The following is a 22712-nucleotide window of genomic DNA, read 5'->3' as shown; positions in this document are numbered from 1 at the left end:
TTCGCGGTCCACGTGAACAGCATCAAGCCCCGGCTCCGAGAGGTGCCGGGGCTTTTGCGTGGCCGCTTGAGCGTGGCTGCTCAGGCTGGCAAGAGGGACGCACAGCTTGCAGGAGTCGCCATGCCCGCCCTTGCCCCTACCGAGTTCTACGGTCGCATCACTTGGTTGGGCCGCGTGCCGCACCGCGACGCCAAGACGATCGAAACCGAGGCGTTGGACCAGATGACGCTTGGGTTCGACGGCCTCGCGGGCGAGATCCATGCCGGCCTGACCCGGCCCTCGTGTTCGCGCGTCACCTCGCAGCACGTTCGGGGCACCGAAATCCGCAACACGCGTCAGCTCAGCCTTGTAGGGGCCGAAGAGATGGCAAAGATCGCCGCGAAGCTGGGGCTGGAGACGATCGACCCCGCGTGGCTCGGTGCTTCGGTCGTCATAGAGGGCCTGCCCGACTTCAGCCATCTTCCGCCTTCGGCGCGGCTGCAGGGGCCTGATGGCAGCACGCTCGTGATCGACATGCAGAATCGGCCCTGCCAATTTCCGGCGATGACCATAGAAGCGGCGCATCCGGGGCAGGGAAAGGCATTTAAGACCGCCGCCAAGGGCCTGCGCGGCGTCACCGCATGGGTTGAGCGGCCCGGCACGCTGCGGCGTGGCGATGCGTTGCGTCTGCATCTGCCAGATCAAAGAGCGTGGCGTCCGGACGCCATGAGCGACGCTTAAGCGCGTCGAAGGGTCGCCGGGACGCAGGACAACCTGCCCCAAGCCGCGACGCTGAGGCAGGGAAAAGGGAGGCCGGACATGGCGCAGAAAACCGACATCGAGATCGCCCGCGCGGCAGACAAGCTGCCGATCCGCGAGATCGGCGCACGGCTTGGCATCGGAGAGGCCGACCTGCTCCCCTATGGCCACGACAAGGCCAAGATCTCCCAGCCCTTCATCGACAGCCTGAAAGGCCGCCCGGACGGCAAGTTGATCCTCGTGACGGCGATCAATCCAACGCCTGCGGGCGAGGGCAAGACCACCACCACTGTGGGTTTGGGCGACGCCATCAACCGCATCGGACGCAAGGCGGCGGTCTGCATCCGCGAGGCCTCGCTCGGACCGAACTTTGGCATGAAGGGCGGGGCGGCGGGCGGCGGCTATGCGCAAATCGTGCCAATGGAGGAGATGAACCTCCATTTCACCGGCGACTTCCACGCGATCACCTCCGCGCACAACCTGCTTTCGGCGATGATCGACAACCATATCTACTGGGGCAATGAGCTCGACATCGACACCCGCCGCATCGTTTGGCGGCGCGTCATGGACATGAACGACCGCGCCCTGCGGCAAATCACGGCCTCCTTGGGTGGGGTATCGAACGGCTTTCCGCGTGAGGCGGGTTTCGACATCACCGTCGCTTCCGAGGTGATGGCGATCCTGTGCCTCGCCACCGATCTGCAAGATCTCGAAAAGCGCCTAGGCGACATGATCGTGGCCTATCGACGCGACAAGACGCCGGTGTTCGCGCGCGATCTGAAGGCCGATGGTGCGATGACGGTGCTCCTGCGCGACGCGATGCAGCCCAACCTCGTGCAGACGCTCGAGAACAATCCCGCCTTCGTGCATGGCGGCCCCTTCGCCAACATCGCGCATGGCTGCAACTCGGTCATCGCCACCACGACGGCGCTGAAGCTCGCGGATTTCGTGGTGACGGAGGCCGGGTTCGGCGCAGATCTGGGGGCCGAGAAATTCTTTGACATCAAGTGCCGCAAGGCCGGGCTGCACCCCGATGCCGCCGTGCTCGTGGCGACGATCCGCGCGCTCAAGATGAACGGCGGCACCGCCAAGGAAGATTTGGCCCGGCATGACCCCGAAGCCGTGGCGCGCGGCTGCGCCAACCTCGGGCGGCACCTGTCGAACCTCAAGGGGTTTGGCGTGCCGGTGGTGGTGGCGATCAACCATTTCGACGGCGACAGCGAGGCCGAGATCGCCGCCGTCACGGACTATGTGCATCACCACGGCTCCGAGGCGGTGCTGTGCCGCCATTGGGCCGAAGGCGGGCGTGGCGCGGAGGCGTTGGCCCAGCGTGTCGTGGCACTGGCCGAAAGCGGCGCCGCGGCCTTCTCGCCGCTCTACGAGGACGAGATGGGGCTGTTCGACAAGATCGACACCATCGCGCGACGCATCTACCACGCCGATCAGGCCATCGCCGACGCCAGGATCCGCGAGCAGCTCCACGCTTGGGAGGCGCAAGGCTATGGCCACCTTCCTGTCTGCATGGCCAAGACGCAGTACAGCTTTACCACCGACCCGACGCGTCGCGGCGCCCCCACCGGCCATGACGTTCCGGTGCGCGAGGTGCGGCTCTCGGCAGGGGCGGGTTTCGTGGTGGCGATCTGCGGAGAGATCATGACCATGCCCGGTCTGCCGAGCCGCCCCGCCGCCGAGCGGATCCGCCTGTCCAAGACCGGTCACGTCGAGGGTCTGTTCTAGACCGCCATCCTGTGGGAAAAGGCCGCCAAACGAGCTTTCGGAGGATTTCGAATGACGGCAGCGGCCGAGATCGGTGACATGGCGGCGCTCAGGCGCGAGATCGACACGATCGACGCGGAGTTGGTGCGACTTCTGGCGCGCCGCTCCACGATGATCGAGCGGGCGATCGAGCTGAAGCCGGGCGAGGGATTGCCCGCGCGGATCGAGACGCGGGTGCAGGACGTGCTCGACAAGGTCATTGCTCGCGCTCATGCCGAGGGGCTCGACACCAGCCTCGCGGAGCGGCTGTGGCGCGAGATGATGGAGCATTTCATCGCGCGCGAGGAAGAGGTTCTGGGCAAGGGAGACGCGGGATGAGCGCGACCATCATCGACGGCAAGGCTTTTGCCGCCGACATCCGTGGCCGCGTGGCCGAACAGGTCTCGTCGCTCAAGGCGGCGCATGGCGTAACCCCGGGTCTCGCCGTGGTACTGGTAGGCGCGGATGCGGCCTCTGAAGTCTATGTGAAGTCCAAGGGCCGGATGACGGTCGAGGTTGGGATGGAGAGCTTCACGCATCGCCTGCCGGAGGAGACGACCGAGGCCGATCTGGTGGCACTGGTCGAAAAGCTCAACGCTGACGCCAAGGTGCACGGCATTCTCGTCCAGCTGCCGCTGCCCAAGCACATGAACTCCGACGTGGTCATCAACACCATCGACCCGGCCAAGGACGTGGACGGGTTTCACATCTCCAACGTCGGCCTGTTGGGGACCGGGCAGAAGGCAATGGTGCCCTGCACGCCACTGGGCTGCCTGATGATGCTGCGCGACCATCTGGGCGACATGTCGGGCAAGGAGGCGGTGGTGATCGGTCGCTCCAACATCGTCGGCAAGCCGATGGCGCATCTGCTCTTGGGCGAAAGCTGCACGGTGAGCATCGCGCATAGCCGCACCAGGGATATTGAGGAAGTGGTGCGCCGCGCCGACATCGTCGTCGCCGCCGTCGGGCGGCCCGGCATGGTCAAGGGCTCGTGGATCAAACCCGGTGCCACGGTGATCGACGTGGGCATCAACCGGATCGAGGTTGAGGGCGGCAAGACGCGGCTGGTAGGCGACGTCGATTTCGAAGAGGCAAAGGAGGTGGCGGGCGCGATCACCCCGGTGCCGGGTGGCGTCGGTCCGATGACCATCGCTTGCCTGTTGGCCAACACGCTCACGGCTGCTTGCCGGGCGAACGGGTTGCCCGAGCCCGAAGGGCTCACCGTCTGAACTTGCCCGAAGGGCTTATGGTCTGAACCTGCCCGAAGGGCGCTCGGACTAGAACCGCCTGCGACCTCGCCCCGTGCCTGCGCGCGCGGGGTAGGGGACGAGCAGGGGCTTTGTTCCCGTCAGTACCGCGAAGGCCGGGCTGCCGATAAGGGTGCGCAGCTCGGGCGCGGTGGCGGGCATACCGCCGGTATAGGCGCCGTAAGCCGGCAGGATCATCCGATCGGTGTCGAACAAAAAGCACGGGCGCGTGCCGCCACAGCCGGGCAGGCCGAGCTTGGGGTGGTAATGCCCCGACAGCTCCCCCTGCGCGCCCGGCTCGGCGATATGGCGGAAGGTAAGCGGGCCGAGCGTCAGTTCGGCGTGATGTTCCCCCGGCAGCCCCGCAGGGCCGGGGTCATGGTTGCCTTCGACCCAGTGCCAGGCGCGGCCTTGGATCAGCGAGACGAGATGCGTGCGGTCCTCCGGGTCCAGCCCTTTCGCGGCATCCAGATCGTCGAAGCTGTCGCCCAGACACAGGACGTCGCCCGCCTGTGTCGCTGCAAGGTCCGCCGCCAGCCGTTCCAACGTCGCGCGGGTTTCATAGGGCGGCAGCATGGTGCCGCGCCTGCGGGCAATGCGCTCGGACTTGCCCAAGTGCAGGTCCGACACGATCAGCAAGTCGCGCGCGCGCCAGAACAGGGCGCCGGAGGCCAGCGCGCAGAGCGTCTCGCCTTGAAATGGAATCTCGATGGCGTTCATGGAACGTCCCCATGCCCGCGCCGGACCGCTCATGCAAGCGAGACCGCCCTCACACCCCCGCGATGGTCGCCGCTCCAAAAGCCGCGAGGCCGGATTCCTTGAGCAGCCGCGCCGCCTCCTCCTCGGCCAGACGCTCGCGACCCGCGCCCGCCACTGGCACACGATCGCGCTCGAGCAGCATCGCGGCGGCGAGCGGGGTGGGGCGCTTGGCGCGCACCAGATCGACCCGACCCTTGGTGCGCTCAAGCATCTCCTCGACACGGGCAAAGTCTACCAGACCGCGCATCGCCTCTTGGCGCGTGACCCGAAGGATCAAATGCTCGGGGTCGTATTTAGCCAGCGTGTCGTAAAGGATGTCCGAGCTGAAGGTCGCCTGACGCCCGGTCTTGCGGACCTGCGGCAGGTTCTTCTCGATCAGCCCCGCGATGCTGGCGACGCCCCGAAAGGTCCGCTTCATCACCGCGTTCGAAGTGAGCCACCCTTCCAGCCCCTCGCGCAATTCATGCGCCTCGAACAGCGGCGCGGGGTCGTCTAGTTCGTCGAGGCCCCAAACCAGCGTCGCATAGTCGGTGCCGACGAACCCGAGCGGGTGCAGCCCCAGCGTCTCCATCCGCCGCGTGAGCAGTAGCCCCAGCGTCTGCTGCGCATGGCGGCCCGCAAAGGTGTGGAAACAGGCGTGGTGCCGCCCGTCATGCTCAAACGTCTCGACGAGGATGCGCCCGCGCTGGGGCATCTGCGACACCTCGCGCTGCAGGTGCAGCCAGTCGCGCGTGTGGCGCGGCAGCTCGGGCCAGTCGGGGCGCTGCAGCGTGTCGAGGATGCGGTGCGCAAGCTGCGCCGATGTGGGCATTTTGGCCCCCGCATAGGTGGCGATGCGCGGCTCGCGGTCGGCGCGACGGGTGACCTCCACGGTCATCTCGCGCAGGGTCTCGTAGCGCACGACCTGACCGCCAATGAGGAAGGTGTCGCCCGGCGTCAGTGAGGAGGCAAAGCCCTCTTCGACCTCGCCCAAGGGCCGCCCGCCGCGTCCGCGCATCCGCACCTTCAGCATGTCGGCGTCTTGAATGGTGCCGATGTTCATGCGAATGCGCAAAGCCGAGCGCGGGTCCCGCAGCTGCCACAGCCCGTCAGGGCGCTGCAGCAGGCGCTTCCACTTGTCATAGGCGCGCAGCGCGTAGCCGCCCGTCGCCACGAAATCGAGACAGTCGTCGAACTGCGCCCGGCTGATCCCGGCATAGGCGCCGACGCCTCGAACCTCCGCGAACAGCGCGTCCTCGTCGAAGGGTCCGGCGCAGGCGGTGATCATGATATGCTGGCACAGCACGTCGAGCGGACCGGGGCCCTTGGGGTTGCCATCGAGTTCGCGCGCCTTCACCGCCTCGAGTGCTGCCATGCATTCGACCACCTCGAAGCGATTGGCGGGCACGAGGAGCGCCTTGGAGGGCGCGTTGTATTGATGGTTGGCCCGGCCGATGCGCTGCACGAGGCGTTTGACGTTCTTGGGCGCGCCGATCTGGATCACGAGGTCGACGTCGCCCCAATCGATGCCGAGATCGAGACTGCCGGTGCAGACGATGGCCTTCAGCTCTCCGGCCACCATCGCCGCTTCGACATTGGCGCGGACCTGCCGCGACAGGCTCCCGTGGTGGATACCGATAGGCAGGTCGTCTTCGTTGGCGAGCCAGAGCTTGTGAAAGAAGATCTCGGCCTGCGCGCGGGTGTTGTGAAAGATCAGCGTGGTCTTGTGCTGCTTTACCTGCGCCAGCACCTCGCGCACCGCATAGGCACCGCCCGCCCCGGCCCAAGGCGGTGGGGCTTCGGTATGCAGCATCGAGATGTCGGGATCGGGGCCGGGATCGGCCACGATGATCTCGCAAGGGTCCGGCGCGCGGGCGAGCTGGGCGGCCAAGGCGTCGGGGTCGTCCACCGTGGCCGAAAGACCGACGCGGCGCAGCCCGGGCGAAAGCGTCTCCAGCCGCCCCAGTGTCAGCATCAGCTGGTCGCCGCGCTTACCCTCGGCCAAGGCGTGGATCTCATCGACGATGACCCGCTGCAGCCCCGCGAAGATACGCGGCGCGTCCTCGTAGGAGATAAGCAGAGCGAGGCTCTCGGGTGTGGTCAGCAGGATCTGCGGCGGGTCGGCGCGCTGACGTTTCTTGGCGGTCTGCTTGGTGTCGCCGGTGCGATCCTCGACCCGGATCGGCAGGTCCATCTCCTCGATCGGGATGGTGAGATTGCGGCGTATATCAGTCGCCAGCGCCTTCAATGGCGAGATGTAGAGCGTGTGCAGCCCCTTGTGCGCGCCGTCCGCCAGTTCCGCCAGCGTTGGCAGGAAACCCGCAAGCGTCTTGCCGCCCCCGGTGGGCGCGATGAGCATGAGGGAGGGCGCATCGGCGCGCGCCAGCATTTCGCGCTGGTGCGGGTGAATGCTCCAGCCGCGCGTGGCGAACCAGTGCTCGAAAGAGGGGGGCAGGGCGGTCATCCCCCTGATCTAGGGCGCGCCCCCCTCGCTTTCAAAGTTCGGAAAGCCTCTGCGCCAGTTCGTCGCGCAGACCCGCGATGCGCGCGTCGAGTCCGGCCTCGGTCGCCGTGGCTCCGGTTTCGGACCAATGCGAGAATCGCTCGAGCAGCGGAAGCAGCGTTTCGGTCTCTTCCGGGGTCCAGCCTGAGAGAAACCCGCCCAACAGCAGGAACTTGTAGCGCCGCACCGCCTCGACGATGGCCTGCCCAGAGGTGGTCAGCGCCACGATGGTGCGTCGTGCGTCCGCCTGGCTCGCCGCGCGCTCGGCAAAGCCGCGCGCGATCAGGTCCGACACGATGCGGCTGGCGCGCGAGGGATCGATGTTGAGACGCTGCGCCACGGTCGAGACCATGGTCTCGCCTTCGGGATCGTCACCGAACTCATTGGCGGGGGCGTGGATGGCGATCATCACGTCGAGCTGAGCCAGATCGAGCGGCAAGCCAAGTTCGGACAGCGCCCGGTGCCCCAACTCTCGCGTGCGCACGCGTCTGCGCCAGCGTTGCAGCACCGCGTCGAAGGCCAGCGCCGCGCGCGTAACTTCGGGATCGATCCCGGCCCGCGCCATTTCCCCAATCAGATCCTCGTCGCGTTCGGCCATTCTTCGCCTTTCCGATTTACATGTCGTTGACATGCATGTGCCGGTGACACATATCTGGCGTCACCGCATCCTTACCACAAGCCCCACCCGCCCGTCCGGCGGGCCGGTTTCCTTTGCGCCCTGATAGCCCGGAGCTTCGCATGACCGCCACACCCGATACCACCGAAGCGACCGGCGCGGGCCATGATACGCGACTTCGCCTCGCGATCTGGGCCGTGGCAGTGACGCTCTTCGTGGCCTCGACCGGGCAGACCATCGTTTCGACCGCGCTGCCGGTGATTACCGCCGATCTCGGCGGGCTGAACCGGATGACGTGGGTGGTGACGGCCTATCTACTGGCCTCGACCGTGGGTGCGCCGATCTTTGGCAAGCTGGGCGATCTGTTCGGGCGCAAGGCGGTGCTGCAGGGGGGGCTTGGGGTCTTCACGCTGGGCGCGCTCATCTGCGGTGTCGCCCCTTCGATGGAGGTGCTGATCGTCGGCCGGGCGGTGCAGGGGTTGGGCGGCGGCGGGCTGATCGTCGTGTCGATGGCGGTGGTGGCGGATCTTCTGCCTCCGCGCGAGCGCAGCCGTGTGCAGGGTGCGCTGGGCGGCGTATTCGGCCTGTCGACCGTGGTGGGGCCGCTGGTCGGTGGGGCCCTCGTGCAGAGCCTCGGCTGGCACTGGATCTTCTTTGCCAACCTTCCGGTGGTGGCGCTGGCCTGGATCGTGCTGCAATCGGCCCTTGAGAGCAGCACCTCACGCGCCCGGCCGCGCATCGACGTGGCGGGGGCGGCGCTTCTGACCGCCGCGCTTTCGGGTCTCGTGCTGACCTCGAGCCTCGGCGGCACGACGCTGCGTTGGGGTGATCCGGCGATGCTGGTGCTCATGACGGCGACGGTCGCGGCCATTGCGGGCTTTCTCGTGGCCGAGACGCGGGCTCAGGAGCCGATCCTGCCGCTGTCGCTGTTTCGCCTAAACGCGGTGGCGGTGGTCAACGCGGCCGGTCTGCTTGTCGGCATGGCGATGTTCGGCACGATCACTTTCCTGCCGCTCTATCTTCAGGTGGTCAAAGGCGTGTCGCCGGTGATGTCGGGGATGTTCCTTCTGCCGATGATGGCCGGGCTGATCGGCGCGTCGGTCGCCTCCGGTCGGGTGATGGGCAAGACAGGACGCTACAAGCTGTTGCCGGTGCTTTCGACGGCGCTTTTGAGCGTCGCGATGCTGGGTCTGTCGCGCCTCGGGGCGGACACGCCGTTGTGGCAGGTCGTGGCGCTGATGGCGGCCACGGGCCTCGGCATCGGCCCGATGATGAGCGTGGGCGTTGCCGCGATACAGAACGCGGTGCCGCGGTCCATGCTGGGCGTGGGCACCGCGAGCGCGAACATGTTTCGGCTCATCGGCGGCTCGCTCGGCACCTCGATCTTTGGTGCGGTGTTCGGCGCGGGGCTGGCGCAGAACCTTGCGGGACGGATCGAAGGCGCGGGTCTGGGCGCAATCAGCCGTGAGGCGGTGATGGCACTCGAGCCGCAGGCGCGCGAGGGCGTGCTGGCGGGTTTTGCCGCGGCCCTCGATCCGATCTTCCTGCTGGCGGCGGGCATCGCGGCGCTGGCTTTCGCCATCACGCTGCTACTGCGGGAAGTGCCCCTGTCGGACGCCTAGTGCACGACGTCGCCGTCGCGCACGAACATGTTGTCCCAAGCCCGATCGATCAGTTCCGGCGTCATTTGGTAGGGCAGGCCCTCGAATTCACAGATCGAGATGATCTGATCGATCAGGAACACCGGCTGGTAGTTGGCGTAGACGTTGCCTATGGTCGGATACTTGACCTTGAGCAGATGGACCAAGGCCGTCTGATCGAGCGGTATTCGCTTTTTGCGAGCGACCAGAGCGAAGATCTTGAGAAATTCCTCCTGACGCGGACCATCGATGCGGATCTTGTAGAAGATCCGCCGCAGCGCCGCTTGGTCGAAGATCTCGCGCGGGTGGAAGTTGGTCGAAAAGATCACCAGCGTGTCGAAGGGAACTTCGAACTTTTCGCCCGATTGCAGCGAAAGGATGTCGCGGTTTTCTTCGAGCGGCACGATCCAGCGGTTCACCAGCTTCTGCGGCGGCTCGGCCTGACGCCCGAGGTCGTCGACGATGAAGATCCCGCCCGTGGCCTTGAGCTGCAAAGGGGCCTGATAAGTGCGCGAGACCGGGTTGTAGACAAGATCCAGCATGTCGAGCGACAGCTCACCGCCGGTGACGACGGTTGGCCGCTCGCAGCGGACGTACCGCGCGTCGAACCGTGTGGACGAGCGGCGCAGCGCGTTCGGATCTTCGGGGGCGTCTTCGATGCTGGCGTGAATGACCGGGTCGTACAGGGTGATGACCTGTCCGCCGTATTCGATCGCGCAGGGCACATAGACCAGATCGCCAAAGGCTTCGCGAATGCCGTTCGAGATCGAGGATTTGCCGTTGCCGGGGGGGCCGTACATCAGGATCGATCGCCCGGCCCCGATCGCGGGCCCGAGTTGGTCGAGCAGCGCAGGCGGCAGCACCAGATGGCCCATCGCCGCCTGAAGCCGGTCGCGCGTGATGGTCATGTTGCGCACCGACTGGCGCGCCACCTGCACGCGGTACTCCGCCAAGGGCACCGGCATCGGTCCGAAATACTCGGACTGGGCCAGCGCGTCGAGCGCCCGCGCCCGACCGGTATCGGTGAGCTGATAGGGCATCTCCGAGCCGCCACCACCACCACTATTCAGCGTGCCCATCGCCTCGATGAGCTTTTGGCCGCGCATCAGATCGACGAGATCCTGCGTCACATTGATCGGAAGGCGGATCGACTTGGCGATCTCGCTGACCAGCCGCGCATTCATTCGAAAGATCGTCTTGAGGGCGATGTCGCGCATCATCACCACCTGCAGCCCGACATCGTCGAGACTGCGCGGCATCTGTGGCGCGGTCGTGCCGATCTGCATGTTCATGGTCACCCCCAACCCAATCGGTCGGGACAGTCTGTAGGGGCAATATGGCGTGATGAGGGAGCGCGCAGGGCGCTAGTTGGCCGCCCCGCCCTCGAGCGCGCGCAGGGCCCTTGCGGCTTCCTCGAAATGCTGCGGATGCGTGTCGACCGCCTCGCGCAACAGCCCCTTGCCGATGGTCACGTCGTTCTGCTTGATCGCGGTAAGAGCGAGCGTATAGAGCAGCTGCGCCCGCTCGGTCTGGCTCAGCGGGATCACGGGAAGTTGGTAGTTGCGCTGCGCGCCGCGTGCCAGAACGAGGTTGTTCTTGGCGGTGAACAGCCCCGGCTCCTGCCGAAGCGCGTCCGTGAACAGCCGTTCTGCCCCGCGGTAATCGCCCCGCGTGAGCTTTGAGAAGCCCCAGTTGTTGAGCGCCCCCGCAGGCGTGGTGGTCAGCCCCACGGCGGTTTCATAGAAGCTGTCGGCGCGGGTCCATTCCTCGTTGCTGTCGGCGACCATTGCCTCGAGCCGGTAGCGCTGGAAGGTCTCGAAGGTCGGCGGCACCCCATCGAGCACCTTTTCGGCACCGTCCCAGTCGTTGGTGCGGATCAGCGCATCGGCAAGCTCGACCCCGTCGGCCGGCCCCGCCTGCGGATGCGTCGTTACACGGCGCCAGGCTGCGACGCCTTCGGGACCACGCTTGGCGCGCACCAGAGACGTGGCCAGACCGCGCTGGATCTCGATCGCATCGGGCGTTTCGGTGGCGAGACGCTGGAAATAGGCAACGCTTTCGGCGGGCTCGGCGACTGTAAGCATGATCTCGTTGAGATCGGCATCGCGCGCCTCGCGCAGATCGCTCACCGCGCGGTCCACTTCGCCATCCGGCGTGCCGCAGCCAGCCAGAAGCAGCGCCAGAAGCGCGGCGCAGTTGCGGACGGGAAGGCGCATGGGGCGGCGTCCTTTGCTGCTCGTCATCCTCACAGGGCGGTCAGAATCGTGTATTCGCTCGATCCGCGCCGCACCAGTTGAAACTCTTCGGTTTCGTTCGAGCCAGCATAGAGGGCGTCATCGCGCTTGGCGAGGGCCCGGCGCAGGTTGTCGCGCACCATGTCGTCACTGCCATTCACGAGGCCGAAGGCCCTGCGAAAGCTCTCAGCGGCCTCGGCGATGCGCCCGGTTTCCATCAGCACCACGCCGAGGTTGTTCCAGGCCGGAGCGAAATCCCCGTCGAGCGCCACGGCCCGGCGCAGCAGGCGTTCGGCCTGACCGAGCCGTCCGAGCCGCAGGTTGGCCGAGCCCATGGCCGACAGCGTGTCGACATCGAGCCCGCGCTCCGCCGCCGCGCGCCCATAGGCCGAAAGCGCCAGCTCGGCCTCGTTCGCGGCCATGAGCCGGTGTCCGACGATCAGCCCGTCGACGTCGGGCGCGCCGGAGGGGCCGGGGGCGTAGATGCCCCCCGAAGATGCAGACAGGCCGCCCGCGTCGGAGCAGGCGGCCAGCAGGGCGAAGGCGGCGAGGAGGGCGAGTGGTCTCATGAAAGGGGCGTCAGTTCCCGGATGCCCCGCCGCCGAGGGTCATGTAGATGTCGAAGAGCGACGGCCCGATCAGGATGATCAGCAGCGGTGGCACCGTCAACATCATCGTGGCCAGCGTCATCTTGGTCGGCAGGGTATTAGCCTTTTCTTCAGCCCGCATCACGCGTTTGTCACGCATCTCCGCCGAGAACACCCGAAGCGCCTCGGCGATCGAGGTGCCGAACTGCTGGCTTTGTACCAGCACGGTGACAAAGCTAGAGATGTCGACAACGCCGCAGCGCTCGGACAGGTCGCGCAGCACCAGCGTCTTGTCCTTGCCGGCCTTCATCTCATGCGCGACCTGGCTGTATTCGAAGGCAAGGTCCGGATAGCCCGCCCGCAACTCGCGGCTCACCCGGATGATCGATTGGTCGAGCGACTGTCCCGCCTCGACGCAGACCAGCATCATGTCGAGGCTGTCGGGAAAGCCATCGGTGATGCTCTGGCGACGCGATTCGCGGCGTCGCGTCACCCAGTATTTCGGCGTCATGTAGCCGATGGCCGCGGGGACCAGTGTGGAGACGATCATGGCCTGAGCATCGGCGTCGCCCTGGCTGAGCGCATAGACGAGACCGCCGAGCAGCGCGCCGATGCCCAGGGCGAACTGGCTGAAGTGGTAAATTCGGACGGCGTTGCGGCTGCGGTAGCCCGCCTGCAGCAACCGCAGGCGAACGGCGGAATATTCTTCGGCGTTCTGGGGCTCGAGAAAGGTGGCGTAGCGTTCGAGCTTGTCAGCCGCCGAGGGCGCACGGAGCCGGTCCGTACCCTCCTTGGCCGTTGGTGCGTCGCCGCCACCCGCGTTCTGAGCCTTGAGCCGATCCAGCGGATCGCTCTTGCGGCGCAGCAGCGCCGGCAGCGTGAGAAGGACCATTGTAAGACCGAGAAGCCCGACCGCGAGGAGCGGGCCCGCCGGCCCGAGGTTGGCCACGAGCAAAGCCTCGATCTGCTGGAGCATGTTCATGGGTCAGACCTTGATGTTGACGAGGGCGCGCATGACGAAGACGTTCACGATCAGGAATGCCGCGACGACGAAGCAGGCCGGGATGAAGACCGCCGTATCGCTTACCTTGTCATAGTAGTTGGGCTCCATCAGATTGATCCCGGCCAGCGCCGCGAGCGGGAAACCCGACAGGAACATGCCCGACCACTTGGCCTCGGCGGTGATCGCCTTCACCCGCCGGAACAGACGGAAGCGCGCGCGCACCACCTTGGACAGGCCGTCGAGGATCTCGGCGAGGTTGCCGCCCGCCTGCCGCTGGATCGTTACCGCGACGGCAAGAAAGCGCAGATCCTGCAGGTCGAGACGCTCGGCCATGGCCTTGAGGCTGTCGCTCATGTCGCGCCCATAGGCCGCTTCGTCGGCGATCAGCCCCATTTCGGAGCCAAGCGGATCGGGCACCTCTTTGGCGACGACGGCGATGGCGGAAGAGAACGGGTGTCCGACCCGGAGCGACCGCACCATCAACTCGATCGCTTCGGGCAGCTGCGCCTCGATCAGGCCGATGCGCTTCTTGGCCTTGTTGCTGACCCAGACATAGACGCCGCCGACCCCCATCGCCGCGGCCACCGCAATGCGGATCTCCGGGCCGGCGCCCGTGCCCACGGTCAGACCGCCATAGGCCACGACGCCGAGGCCGAACATCAACAGCACCAGCTGGCGCGGTGTGAAGGCGATGTTGGCTTTTTGCGCCTTGTTGGCCAAAAGCGAATAGAGCGGCACGCGACGCGAGCGCATGTGCTGCGACATCTCCTTGCGCAGTTGCTCGAGCACCTCTTCGCGACGGCTGCCCTTCTCCAGCAGTGTCAGCCGTCGGTTGACCCGGTTGTTGAGACTTATGGAGCGGCCGAAAACGGTAAGATACACCCCCTCGACCAGGACGAGGACGGCGATGAAGACGAGGCCGTAGATGATCGGTTCTGCGCTGAGGTTCATGATCTCACTCCGCCGCCATGGGCTCGAACACCGACGCCGGCAGGTCATAACCCCAGAGCCGGAAACGCTCGGAGAAATGGCTGCGCACGCCGGTCGCGGTAAAATGGCCGATGATCTTGTTGTCGGGGGTCAGCCCGACGCGGCGGTAGCGGAACACCTCCTGCATCGAGATCACGTCGCCCTCCATGCCGGTGATCTCGGTGATCGAGGTCATCCGGCGCGAGCCGTCCTGCAGTCGAGAGGCCTGCACGATCAGGTTCACGGCGCTTGCGATCTGGCTGCGGACGGCCTTGATCGGCATCTCGATGCCCGCCATGGCGATCATGTTCTCGAGACGGCTGACGCCGTCGCGCGCCGAGTTGGCGTGGATCGTGGTCATTGAGCCGTCGTGGCCGGTGTTCATCGCCTGCAGCATGTCGATTACCTCCTCGCCGCGCGTCTCGCCGACGATGATCCGGTCGGGACGCATCCTGAGCGCGTTCTTGAGGCAATCGCGCTGGCTCACCGCGCCGCGGCCCTCGACGTTGGCGGGGCGGCTTTCCATCCGGCCTACATGGGTTTGCTGCAGCTGAAGCTCGGCCGTGTCCTCGATCGTCAGGATGCGCTCGTTGTCGTCGATGAAGCTCGATAGCGCGTTGAGCGTGGTGGTCTTGCCCGAGCCGGTGCCGCCCGAGACGATGATGTTGAGCCGTGTCGCCACCGCTGCCTGCAGATAGGTCGCCATTTCCTCGGTCATCGCGCCAAAGCGCACGAGATCCTCGATGCCGAGCTTGTCCTTCTTGAACTTGCGGATTGACACGAGCGAGCCGTCAACTGCGATCGGGCCGACCATGGCGTTGAAGCGCGAGCCATCCGCGAGGCGGGCGTCGACATAGGGGTTGGATTCGTCAACGCGTCGGCCCACGGCTGAGACGATCTTGTCGATGATCCTGAGCAGGTGCCGCTCATCCTTGAAGGTGATGTCGGTGAGCTGCAGCTTGCCGTCGCGCTCCACAAAAATCTGGTGCGGGCCGTTGACGAGGATGTCGTTGACCGTGTCGTCCTTCAGGAGCGTCTCGAGCGGACCGAGGCCGGTGACCTCGAAGAACAGATCTTGGGAAAGGCTCTGGCGTTCTTCGCGGTTGAGCGACACGCCCATGGTTTCGAGCGTCTCGGTTGCGATGTCGTTGATCTCGGCGCGCAGATCCTGCTCGCTGGCCTTTTCGAGCGCGGCGAGGTTCAGCGTGTCGAGCAGCGCCTTGTGCACCTCGAGCTTGATCTCGGCGAACCGCTCCTTGCGGCGGCGTTCCTTGTCGGCGGGGGCAGCTTCGGCGGTGCGGCGCTGGGGCTCAGTGGTGGGTCCGGCACGGCGGGTGGCGGCGGCCGATGCGGCCGTTGCAGGCCCGGGCTGAGCTGCGGGCTGCGGCGCGGCGGCGGGCTGCGCGCGCGGGACGGCGCTGGCGACGCCGGCGGCCCTCGGCTGGGCGGCGTGGCCCTCGGGTTCGGTCTTTCTGAATTTCGAGAACATGGCGTCCTCCTGTGCTGCGCTCAGCCCGCCGTATCGGCGCTGGCCTCGGCGACGTTGACCTTGTGGACCGAGCGCGCGAGCTTCGCGATCTCGCGGCGCAGCGAATTCTTCGCGGCCCCTTCGGCAAGCGGCGTGCCGTGGTCGGCGCTCTGTGTCACTGCCCGGCCGCCGTCGGGAAGTTGGATCTCGATCGAGATGCCAAGAGAATCGGCCAGCCTGCGGGCCCGGCTCTTGCCCGAAAGATCGGTGAAGCCCGGCGCTCGGTTGAGCACGAAGCGCAACTTTTCGAAAGGCAGGTCTTCGGACTGCAACGCCCGCTTGAGCCGCATCGTGTTCTGTGCCGAGCGCATGTCGAGTTCGAGCGTCGCGAAATAGACATGCGCGGCCTGAAGCACGGTCTCGGACCAATCGACGAGGGTCGGCGGCATGTCGATCACGACATAATCGAAGTTGACCCGCGCCATTTCGATCAGGTGCGCCACGTCGTCGGGGCCGACCAGATCGAGCGGCACCAGTTCAGACGGCGAAGTCAGCACATGCAGCCGCTCCTGATGGACCAGCATCGCCGAGAGCACGGCTTCGCTGTCGGCCGAGGGCAGATCGCTCAAAAGCTCCAGCACCGCCTCGCGGCGCGGCATGTCGAGATATGTCGCGACCGTGCCGAACTGCAGGTCGAGGTCGATCAGGCAGACCCGTGGCGGCGACTTGCGATCGACATTGGCCAACTCCCACGCGAGGTTCACCGCAAGCGTCGTGGCACCGCTTCCGCCGGCAAGTCCCTGCACCGGAATCACCACGCCGCTGCGGTCGCCGGTGGCGCGTGGCTCGGGTTTGGGGGCCTCGGGCAGAATCGGGCCCACGCCCTTGCGCAACCGGTCGATTGCCTGAGCCAGCTCGCCTTCGGGCAGCGGGTAGGGCACGAATTCGTCGCCACCCTCGCGCAAGAGCTGGTGCAGCACCGCGGGGCTGACCTCGTCGGCGATGAGCACCACCTTGATGTCACGGCGCTTGGCGTGGGAAATGATGTCGGCAATGAGCGCGAGCTGACCTTCGTCTTCCTTGCTCAGCGCCACGGCGACGAATTCAAGCTCTTCGGCCTCGGGTTGCTCCAGAAAGGCGAGGGCGTCGTCGAACCCGAGATCACCCCAGTTCTCGCCCATCGCGGCTTCCATGTCCTCGATCAGCAGATCGAACAGCTGCACATCACGGCTGATGGTGCAGGCCATGATCGGCTGCGGGTCGGGTTGCAAGGGCGCCGTGCTGCTCATTCCTTCGTTTCCTTTGTCAGGCGGTGGCTCCGCCTTTGCGCGATGGTTCGGAGCCTTGCCGAACCCGGCCTGTGTCCTCCACAAGACCAGTCATGCCGGGAAATGATGGCTGCATTGGGGCTGAAAAGCTGAAATTGTTGGAAGCGGGGCAACGATCCCCGGACAATCCGAGGTTTGTCGCCGGCCGGTCAGGGCGCCGTGACCGCCTCCGAAAGGCTGCCTGCGTCGCCGAGCGAACTGGGGGAGGCGGCGCTTTCGACATAACCCTCGAACACCACGGCGGCGTATTTGCCGTTGAGCAGGTTGGGATGGCCCTGCACGAAACCCGAGACTTCGGTAACGGTGCGTCGGTTGGCGCGCTCGGGCTGGGTGGTGGCAACGAGGGGTCGTTGTTCCCCAAAGGAGGCCACTGCCTCGAGACGCCGCGCGTCAAGGCCCTGCGACACGAGATAGGCAACGGCGGCACGGGCGCGGCGCAGGCCGAGCGCCTGGTTGTAGGCATCGCTGCCCACGAGATCGGTATGACCATAGACCCGGAACCGTAGTTCGGGGAAGCGGCGAATCCAGCCCGCCTGCTGCTGCAGCGTGGCGCGCGCGGCGGTGTCGAGCTGGTCGGAGTTGAAGGCGAAGTTGATCACCGTGTCGACGTCTGCGGCAAACTGCCGGGCCAGATCGACCCGGAGCCCCTCGGAGGCCCGTCCCTGGGCTGCGGTATTGGTCAGCGTGGAGCTGCCGAACCCGGCGGTGGAGCCTCCCGCCTCCTGATCGAAGCCCGGAGGGGCGGAGCAGGCGGCAAGCGACAGGGCGCAACCCAGCGCGGTCAGGACATGGCGCATCGCGGTACCTTCCATCAGTCGAGCACGTAGCCGTAGGAGCCCGAGAAGTCCTGCCGCGCGATCTCGCCCGCGCCGCCGGACTGCGGCGCGCGATCGGCCGCGATTCGTCCAAACAGGAACAGGTCACGCTCGGTCGGCGGGCGGACCCGGTCGGTCGGCATGGCCAGCGTCTCACCCCGTGTGGGCGTGACCAGATGCGGGGTGATGATGATCACAAGCTCGGTCTGCTGGCGGCTGTACTCGGCCGAGCGGAACAGCGCGCCCAGAACCGGGATATCGCCCAGCCATGGCACCTGGCCCTTGAGATCTCTGAAATCGTCTGACAGCAGCCCCGCGATGGCAAAGCTTTCGCCGTCGCGCATCTCGACCGTGGTCGAGGTTTCGCGTCGCCGGAAGGCGTCGACGGTAAAGCCGTTGGCGGTAAAGCCGTTGGTCGGATCGATCGAGCTCACCGAAGCATTGAGTTCGAGGTTGATCAGGTCGCCTTCGACCACGCGCGGAATGAAGTTGAGCTCGACGCCGAAGGGCTTGTACTCGATCGCGATCGAGCCGCCATCCTGGCTGACCGGGACCGGGTATTCGCCCCCCGCGAGAAAGCTCGCCTCCTGGCCGGACAGGGCGGTGAGGTTGGGCTCGGCCAAGGTGCGCACCACACCGCGATTTTCCAATGCCTCGAGCAGCAGCCCCACCTCGACGCCGCCGGCGTTGAAGCCGAACAGCGTCGCCGCGTTGCCGGTGCTGACGCTGGGCAGGCTGCCGCCCAAGGCGGTGCCCAGCGCGCCTGAGTTGGCAAGGGTGTTGCCGCCGATCGCCAGCCCGAGGTTCTCGCCCAGAACAGTGCCGCGCGCGCCCAGAGAGGCCGAGAGCGACTTGCTGACCGAACGCTGCATCTCCGAGAAGCGCACCTTGAGCATCACCTGCTGGGTGCCGCCGACGCTCATCAGGTTCGACACCCGCTCGGGCGCATAGCGCTGGGCCAGCTCCAGCGCACGGTCGAGCTTGCCGATGGAGCTGACCACGCCGGAAAGCACGATGCCGTCGTTGGCGGTACGCACCTCGATCGGCTCGCCCGGCAGGATCTGCTCGAGACGTTCCTTGAACTCCGCGATGTCGGGGGTGACGTGCACCTCGACGTTGGTGATCAGCCGTCCGTTTTCACCCAGCACGGTGAGCGTGGTGCGCCCCGGTGCCTTGCCCAGCACATAGATGGTTCGGTCGGTGAGCGATGAGATGTCGGCGATGCCGGGGTTGGCGATCGAAAGCTCGGTAAAGGCTACGTCGCTCTCAACGACCACGGCGCGGTTCATCGGTACCTGAAGAGCTCGCGTCGGGGAGCCACCCAAAACCCTGAGCGCCTCGGCATGGCCGGCTGCGGGCAGCGCCATCGCAAGGGCGAGGCCGGTCAGGCCGGCCCGGAGGGTATGTCGGATGCTCATCGGGCCGCCTCGCTGCAGGTCGTGCATCGGGGTCTTGTCTTGCCCCGTCGAGGCGAAGCCTGCCCGAGGGCGCGACCTAATGCAACGCGCGGCGGGGCTTGGAACGGGTTTGTGGGCGCGCGGCCACAGGCTGCGCGCCTCGGCTGCACGGTCAATTGGTGCAGGGAATCGCGATCTCGACCACCTCGGCTCCGCGCCGGGTGCGGACCGAGCAGACCTCGGGCGGCGGCGGCGGCGCGGCCGCGATCTGTGGGGCTTCTTCGGGCGCGATGCCTAGGAGGCTGCGCTGATCCACCTCCACGGCGCCCGCGACTTCCTCGTCGAACAGACCCACGAGAGATAGCGCAAGCGTGCCGGTGGATTGGGCCTGAGCGAGCTTGGCGACCTGCTCGGGCGTGGCCTGCACCGTCACGGTGCGCGCGATGATTGCCTCGGAGCGGCTCTGATCGGCCGTCTGGTCGACGCCGACCAGTTCGAGACCGGTTTCGATCAGCTTGGTGACATCGCGGGCGTCGCCGCTTTTCGAGACGGAGCCGGTCCAGTAGACATCGACCCGGTCGCCGGGCCGCAAGAAGCCCGACACGCCACTCGACGCGTTTACGCTGATCGCGAAGGCGCGCATGCCGCTGTCCAGGCGCGTGCTGATACCGGCGTCGCCGCCCGGCGCGGTGATCTTGGCGGCAAGCACCGGCTCGTTGGGCTCCATCGGCCGCAACACGATGCGTGGCACGTCCTCGCCTTCGGGGAACAGTGCCTCGAGATCGGCGAAAGTGCCTTCCGGCAGGAACGCCTCGGCATACTGGATCGGCTTGAGATCCTCACGGGTGATGACGGTGCCATAAGGCATCGGGTTCCTCACGCCGACCACTTCCACGGTCGGCAGGCGTTCGGATGCCGCCGCCCTCTCGGCCGCGAGCACGGCCTCCTGTTGGTCAAAATATCCCTTGACCATGTAGACCGCAAAGCCCGCGAGCCCGAGGCCCATGACCAGAACCAGTCCGAATAACGCTCTCATCTCATGTCTCCTTCCCGGACCGGCCGCTCGTCAGTTCCGCAGGGAACCGACGAAGGTCTGCGCCGCGTCCATGTTGGTGCCATAGGCTTCTTCCGGTGTGCCGGACGCCGACACGAATAGTGCCATGACCGAAACGGTGAGACCGACGATCGCCGCGGTCAGCACGACCCAGTCGACCGTGATGGCACCTTCGTCTTGGTGCCAGAGGGCTTTGATGTGTCTCTTCATGGCGTGATTCCTGATATTGATGCGATGCGCCCGGATAGGTGATCTTGATCGTGGCCGGGGAATGTGGCGCCGCGATGGGGTTTCAGGGCCGGAACCGAGGCCGCCTGCTGCCGCATGCGCAAAGGGGCCGCGCCTCGGCGCGACCCCTTCGGACATGGTGACAGCCATGCCCGTATCCAAGCGGACCTTAGTAGGTCTTGTTGATCTGGGCGGTCAGATCGGTGCTGATGCCGGTGGCCAGTTCCTTGGCGCCGCCGGTGACCTGCGCCAGGATCGCAACGCCGAGACCGACGATGGCTGCGGTGAGCACGACCCAGTCGACCGTAACTGCACCGGCTTCGTCTTGGGTGAAAGTCTTGATGAAGTTGAGCATGGTATAACCCTCCTCGGGGTAATGTTGGACGTTCTCTACCCGTGCGGGCTGTCTCATTCCGGGGTCTGCTCCGGTTGCGATCACCGCGTTGGATGTCCCCATATGCGCATCGGATTGGGGCGGGAGTTTGTCTGTGATCGCGCGATTTTCGCGCCCTTTTCAGCCAATCCCGGCCCATGGAGCGTGTCGGTTTCTCCTCAGGCACCAACGCCGTGACCTGCGGGGGCATCGTTGCGCGAAACGGGCCGATAAGGTGCAAAAGAGAATCGCGGAATGAATGGGGCCGGCCGATGACGCCTGCGAAACTGTACGGGCCGATCGCCATCGCAGCGGGACTGCTGCTTGGGGCCGCAGGGCCTGTGGCAGCCGAAAAGATCGGCACCGACTTCACCTATCGCCGCATCGCGGTCCCGAAGGCGGGAGCCCGGCGGATCACCGTGCAGATCGCCCCGGTGGCCCCCTTCAAACCCGCCGCGCCTGCCGCAGCCGGGCAGGGCGGCACGGGGGGGGCGGCCCCCGCTGCTGCCACCCCCGCGAAACAGCCCACGGCGGAGTGGTTCTGGACGGCAGTGTCGCCACGCCTGTCGGACAGCGGGCCGGGGCGGCTCGAGCAGGCCCTGTCGGCGCTACGCTCGGCTCCCTCCGGGGCCGCCGCTGCGCCGCGGCTGCAGCATATGCAGGAGATCGCCCGGATGCACGGCGCGGACATCATGCGCATGACCGTCGGCACCAAGGTATCGCCTGCGCTGGCGCTGTCGGTGATCGCGGTGGAAAGCGCGGGGCGTACCGACGCGGTAAGCTCGGCGGGCGCGCAGGGGCTGATGCAGCTGATGCCCGCCACGGCGGCGCGATTCGGCGTCACCGACCGCCGCATTCCCACCGAGAACATTCGAGGCGGCATCGCCTACCTTGACTGGCTGATGGGGCATTTCGACCGCGACCCGATCCTCGTGCTCGCGGGATACAACGCGGGCGAGGGGTCGGTGCGCGACAATGCTGGCGTGCCGCCTTATGCCGAAACCCGCGCCTACGTGCCCAAGGTGCTTGCCGCATGGACCGTGGCGCGGGGGTTGTGCCTGACGCCGCCGGTGCTGGTGAGCGACGGCTGCGTGTTTTCCGTGGGCCGCCTGTGATCTAGGCGAAGTGCTGCGCCGCGTCGGGATGCCGCCGCGCCCAGATCGCAACATAGGAGCAGGCGGGCACGATGCGAAAACCTTGCGCCTTCGCATCCGCGACCATCGCCGTGACAAGTGCCGCGGCATGGCCTTGCCCCTCGTGCTCTCGCGGCACGCCGGTATGTGTGGCCACACGTGTTTCGCCGCGCGCCACCCACGTCAACTCGGCCTGAGCGCCATCCCCGAGATCGAGCAGGTAGCGGCCCCGATCGGGGCCGCCTTCGCGCGTTACCTCAGACAATGGTCGCCTCCGTGGCCGCACGGATCTCGTCCTCGGTGACACCGGGTGCGCATTCGACGATCTTGAGCCCGCCCTCGACCACGTCGAGCACGCCCAGACCCGTGATGATCCGGTTCACCACCGCCTTGCCGGTGAGCGGCAGCGAGCATTCCTTCAAAAGCTTGCTTTCGCCATGCTTGGAGGTGTGGTCCATCACCACCACGACGCGACCAACGCCCGCGACGAGATCCATGGCCCCGCCCATGCCCTTGACCAGCTTGCCGGGGATCATCCAGTTCGCCAGATCGCCGTTCTCGGCCACCTCCATCGCGCCCAGAATCGCCATCGCGATCTTGCCGCCGCGGATCATGCCAAAGCTCGTGGCGCTGTCGAAATAGGCGGTGTGCGGCAGCTCGGTGATGGTCTGCTTGCCCGCGTTGATCAGATCGGGGTCGATCTCCTCCTCGGTCGGGAACGGCCCCATGCCGAGCATGCCGTTCTCGGACTGGAGCGTCACATGGATGCCTTCGGGGATGTAGTTCGGCACGAGCGTCGGAATACCGATGCCGAGGTTCACATAGGTGCCGTCCTCGAGCTCCCGCGCGGCGCGCGCCGCCATCTGCTTGCGATCCCACGCCATGA

23 protein-coding genes are annotated in these 22712 nt (G+C 66.4%); 6 read left to right on the top strand and 17 right to left on the bottom strand.

The window, feature by feature from the left end:
• Positions 1-120 precede the first annotated feature (120 nt).
• The 4 genes from AADJ02_RS05455 to folD all read left to right on the top strand — a co-directional run bounded on the left by AADJ02_RS05455 (position 121) and on the right by folD (position 3722).
• Entirely contained in the window at positions 121-720 is a 600-nt protein-coding gene (locus tag AADJ02_RS05455) for an MOSC domain-containing protein (protein WP_341211984.1), read from the top strand.
• A gap of 78 nt (positions 721-798) precedes the next feature.
• Complete coding sequence (locus AADJ02_RS05450) at positions 799-2475, top strand: formate--tetrahydrofolate ligase (protein WP_341211983.1); 1677 nt, start codon at positions 799-801, stop codon at positions 2473-2475.
• Between the two features lie 51 nt (positions 2476-2526).
• Entirely contained in the window at positions 2527-2832 is a 306-nt protein-coding gene (locus AADJ02_RS05445) for a chorismate mutase (protein ID WP_341211982.1), read from the top strand.
• Positions 2829-3722 carry a bifunctional methylenetetrahydrofolate dehydrogenase/methenyltetrahydrofolate cyclohydrolase FolD gene (gene folD, locus AADJ02_RS05440; RefSeq protein ID WP_341211981.1) on the top strand — a complete coding sequence of 298 codons (894 nt, stop codon included), beginning with the start codon at positions 2829-2831 and terminating at the stop codon, positions 3720-3722. Before AADJ02_RS05445 ends, folD begins: the two co-directional genes overlap by 4 nt.
• A 48-nt stretch (positions 3723-3770) precedes the next feature.
• On the opposite strand, the gene pdeM is transcribed toward folD, so the two are convergent.
• The 3 genes from pdeM to AADJ02_RS05425 are packed head-to-tail and all read right to left on the bottom strand — an operon-like array spanning position 3771 to position 7579.
• A complete protein-coding gene (pdeM, locus tag AADJ02_RS05435) occupies positions 3771-4460 on the bottom strand; it encodes a ligase-associated DNA damage response endonuclease PdeM (RefSeq protein ID WP_341211980.1) in 690 nt (229 codons plus the stop codon).
• 49 nt (positions 4461-4509) lie between these two features.
• Positions 4510-6942 (bottom strand): ligase-associated DNA damage response DEXH box helicase, encoded by a 2433-nt coding sequence (locus AADJ02_RS05430; RefSeq protein ID WP_341211979.1) that lies wholly within the window; start codon positions 6940-6942, stop codon positions 4510-4512.
• A 31-nt stretch (positions 6943-6973) separates the two neighbouring features.
• Positions 6974-7579: a MarR family winged helix-turn-helix transcriptional regulator gene (locus tag AADJ02_RS05425; RefSeq protein ID WP_341211978.1), complete on the bottom strand. Its 606-nt coding sequence runs from the start codon at positions 7577-7579 to the stop codon at positions 6974-6976.
• A gap of 140 nt (positions 7580-7719) precedes the next feature.
• Here AADJ02_RS05425 and AADJ02_RS05420 point away from each other — a divergent pair, with 140 nt between their 5' ends.
• Complete coding sequence (locus tag AADJ02_RS05420; protein WP_341211977.1) at positions 7720-9219, top strand: MDR family MFS transporter; 1500 nt, start codon at positions 7720-7722, stop codon at positions 9217-9219.
• Here the strand turns inward: AADJ02_RS05420 and AADJ02_RS05415 are convergent.
• The 12 genes from AADJ02_RS05415 to AADJ02_RS05360 form a co-directional block, all read right to left on the bottom strand.
• Positions 9216-10529 (bottom strand): ATPase, encoded by a 1314-nt coding sequence (locus AADJ02_RS05415; RefSeq protein ID WP_341211976.1) that lies wholly within the window; start codon positions 10527-10529, stop codon positions 9216-9218. The two genes, AADJ02_RS05420 and AADJ02_RS05415, sit on opposite strands and share 4 nt — an antisense overlap.
• Positions 10530-10601: 72 nt before the next feature.
• Complete coding sequence (locus AADJ02_RS05410) at positions 10602-11453, bottom strand: tetratricopeptide repeat protein (protein ID WP_341211975.1); 852 nt, start codon at positions 11451-11453, stop codon at positions 10602-10604.
• A gap of 29 nt (positions 11454-11482) precedes the next feature.
• Positions 11483-12040, bottom strand: a complete 558-nt coding sequence (locus AADJ02_RS05405; RefSeq protein ID WP_341211974.1) for a tetratricopeptide repeat protein — start codon at positions 12038-12040, stop codon at positions 11483-11485.
• A 10-nt stretch (positions 12041-12050) separates the two neighbouring features.
• On the bottom strand, positions 12051-13040 hold the full coding sequence (locus AADJ02_RS05400; RefSeq protein ID WP_341211973.1) for a type II secretion system F family protein: 990 nt from the start codon (positions 13038-13040) through the stop codon (positions 12051-12053).
• A 3-nt stretch (positions 13041-13043) separates the two neighbouring features.
• Positions 13044-14012, bottom strand: a complete 969-nt coding sequence (locus tag AADJ02_RS05395; protein WP_341211972.1) for a type II secretion system F family protein — start codon at positions 14010-14012, stop codon at positions 13044-13046.
• 4 nt (positions 14013-14016) lie between these two features.
• The gene (locus AADJ02_RS05390) at positions 14017-15519 is read right to left on the bottom strand and encodes a CpaF family protein (RefSeq protein ID WP_341211971.1); all 1503 of its coding nucleotides are present in this window, start codon (positions 15517-15519) and stop codon (positions 14017-14019) included.
• A gap of 20 nt (positions 15520-15539) precedes the next feature.
• Complete coding sequence (locus AADJ02_RS05385; RefSeq protein ID WP_341211970.1) at positions 15540-16787, bottom strand: AAA family ATPase; 1248 nt, start codon at positions 16785-16787, stop codon at positions 15540-15542.
• Between the two features lie 188 nt (positions 16788-16975).
• On the bottom strand, positions 16976-17623 hold the full coding sequence (locus tag AADJ02_RS05380; RefSeq protein ID WP_341211969.1) for an OmpA family protein: 648 nt from the start codon (positions 17621-17623) through the stop codon (positions 16976-16978).
• A 14-nt stretch (positions 17624-17637) separates the two neighbouring features.
• Entirely contained in the window at positions 17638-19059 is a 1422-nt protein-coding gene (locus tag AADJ02_RS05375) for a type II and III secretion system protein family protein (protein WP_341211968.1), read from the bottom strand.
• A 151-nt stretch (positions 19060-19210) separates the two neighbouring features.
• Positions 19211-20074, bottom strand: a complete 864-nt coding sequence (cpaB, locus tag AADJ02_RS05370) for a Flp pilus assembly protein CpaB (protein WP_341211967.1) — start codon at positions 20072-20074, stop codon at positions 19211-19213.
• A gap of 30 nt (positions 20075-20104) precedes the next feature.
• Positions 20105-20302: a hypothetical protein gene (locus tag AADJ02_RS05365; RefSeq protein WP_341211966.1), complete on the bottom strand. Its 198-nt coding sequence runs from the start codon at positions 20300-20302 to the stop codon at positions 20105-20107.
• 187 nt (positions 20303-20489) lie between these two features.
• Entirely contained in the window at positions 20490-20675 is a 186-nt protein-coding gene (locus AADJ02_RS05360) for a hypothetical protein (RefSeq protein WP_341212222.1), read from the bottom strand.
• A gap of 290 nt (positions 20676-20965) precedes the next feature.
• Here AADJ02_RS05360 and AADJ02_RS05355 point away from each other — a divergent pair, with 290 nt between their 5' ends.
• Positions 20966-21808 (top strand): lytic transglycosylase domain-containing protein, encoded by an 843-nt coding sequence (locus tag AADJ02_RS05355; RefSeq protein ID WP_341211965.1) that lies wholly within the window; start codon positions 20966-20968, stop codon positions 21806-21808.
• 1 nt (position 21809) lies between these two features.
• On the opposite strand, the gene AADJ02_RS05350 is transcribed toward AADJ02_RS05355, so the two are convergent.
• Positions 21810-22091, bottom strand: a complete 282-nt coding sequence (locus AADJ02_RS05350; protein ID WP_341211964.1) for a GNAT family N-acetyltransferase — start codon at positions 22089-22091, stop codon at positions 21810-21812.
• A complete protein-coding gene (locus AADJ02_RS05345) occupies positions 22084-22710 on the bottom strand; it encodes a 3-oxoacid CoA-transferase subunit B (RefSeq protein ID WP_341211963.1) in 627 nt (208 codons plus the stop codon). The genes AADJ02_RS05350 and AADJ02_RS05345 overlap by 8 nt, the downstream gene beginning before the upstream one ends.
• Positions 22711-22712 lie beyond the last annotated feature (2 nt).

Source organism: uncultured Limimaricola sp. (genome assembly GCF_964022235.1).
Classification (GTDB): domain Bacteria; phylum Pseudomonadota; class Alphaproteobacteria; order Rhodobacterales; family Rhodobacteraceae; genus Limimaricola.
This window is presented reverse-complemented; position numbering and strand designations above follow the sequence as displayed.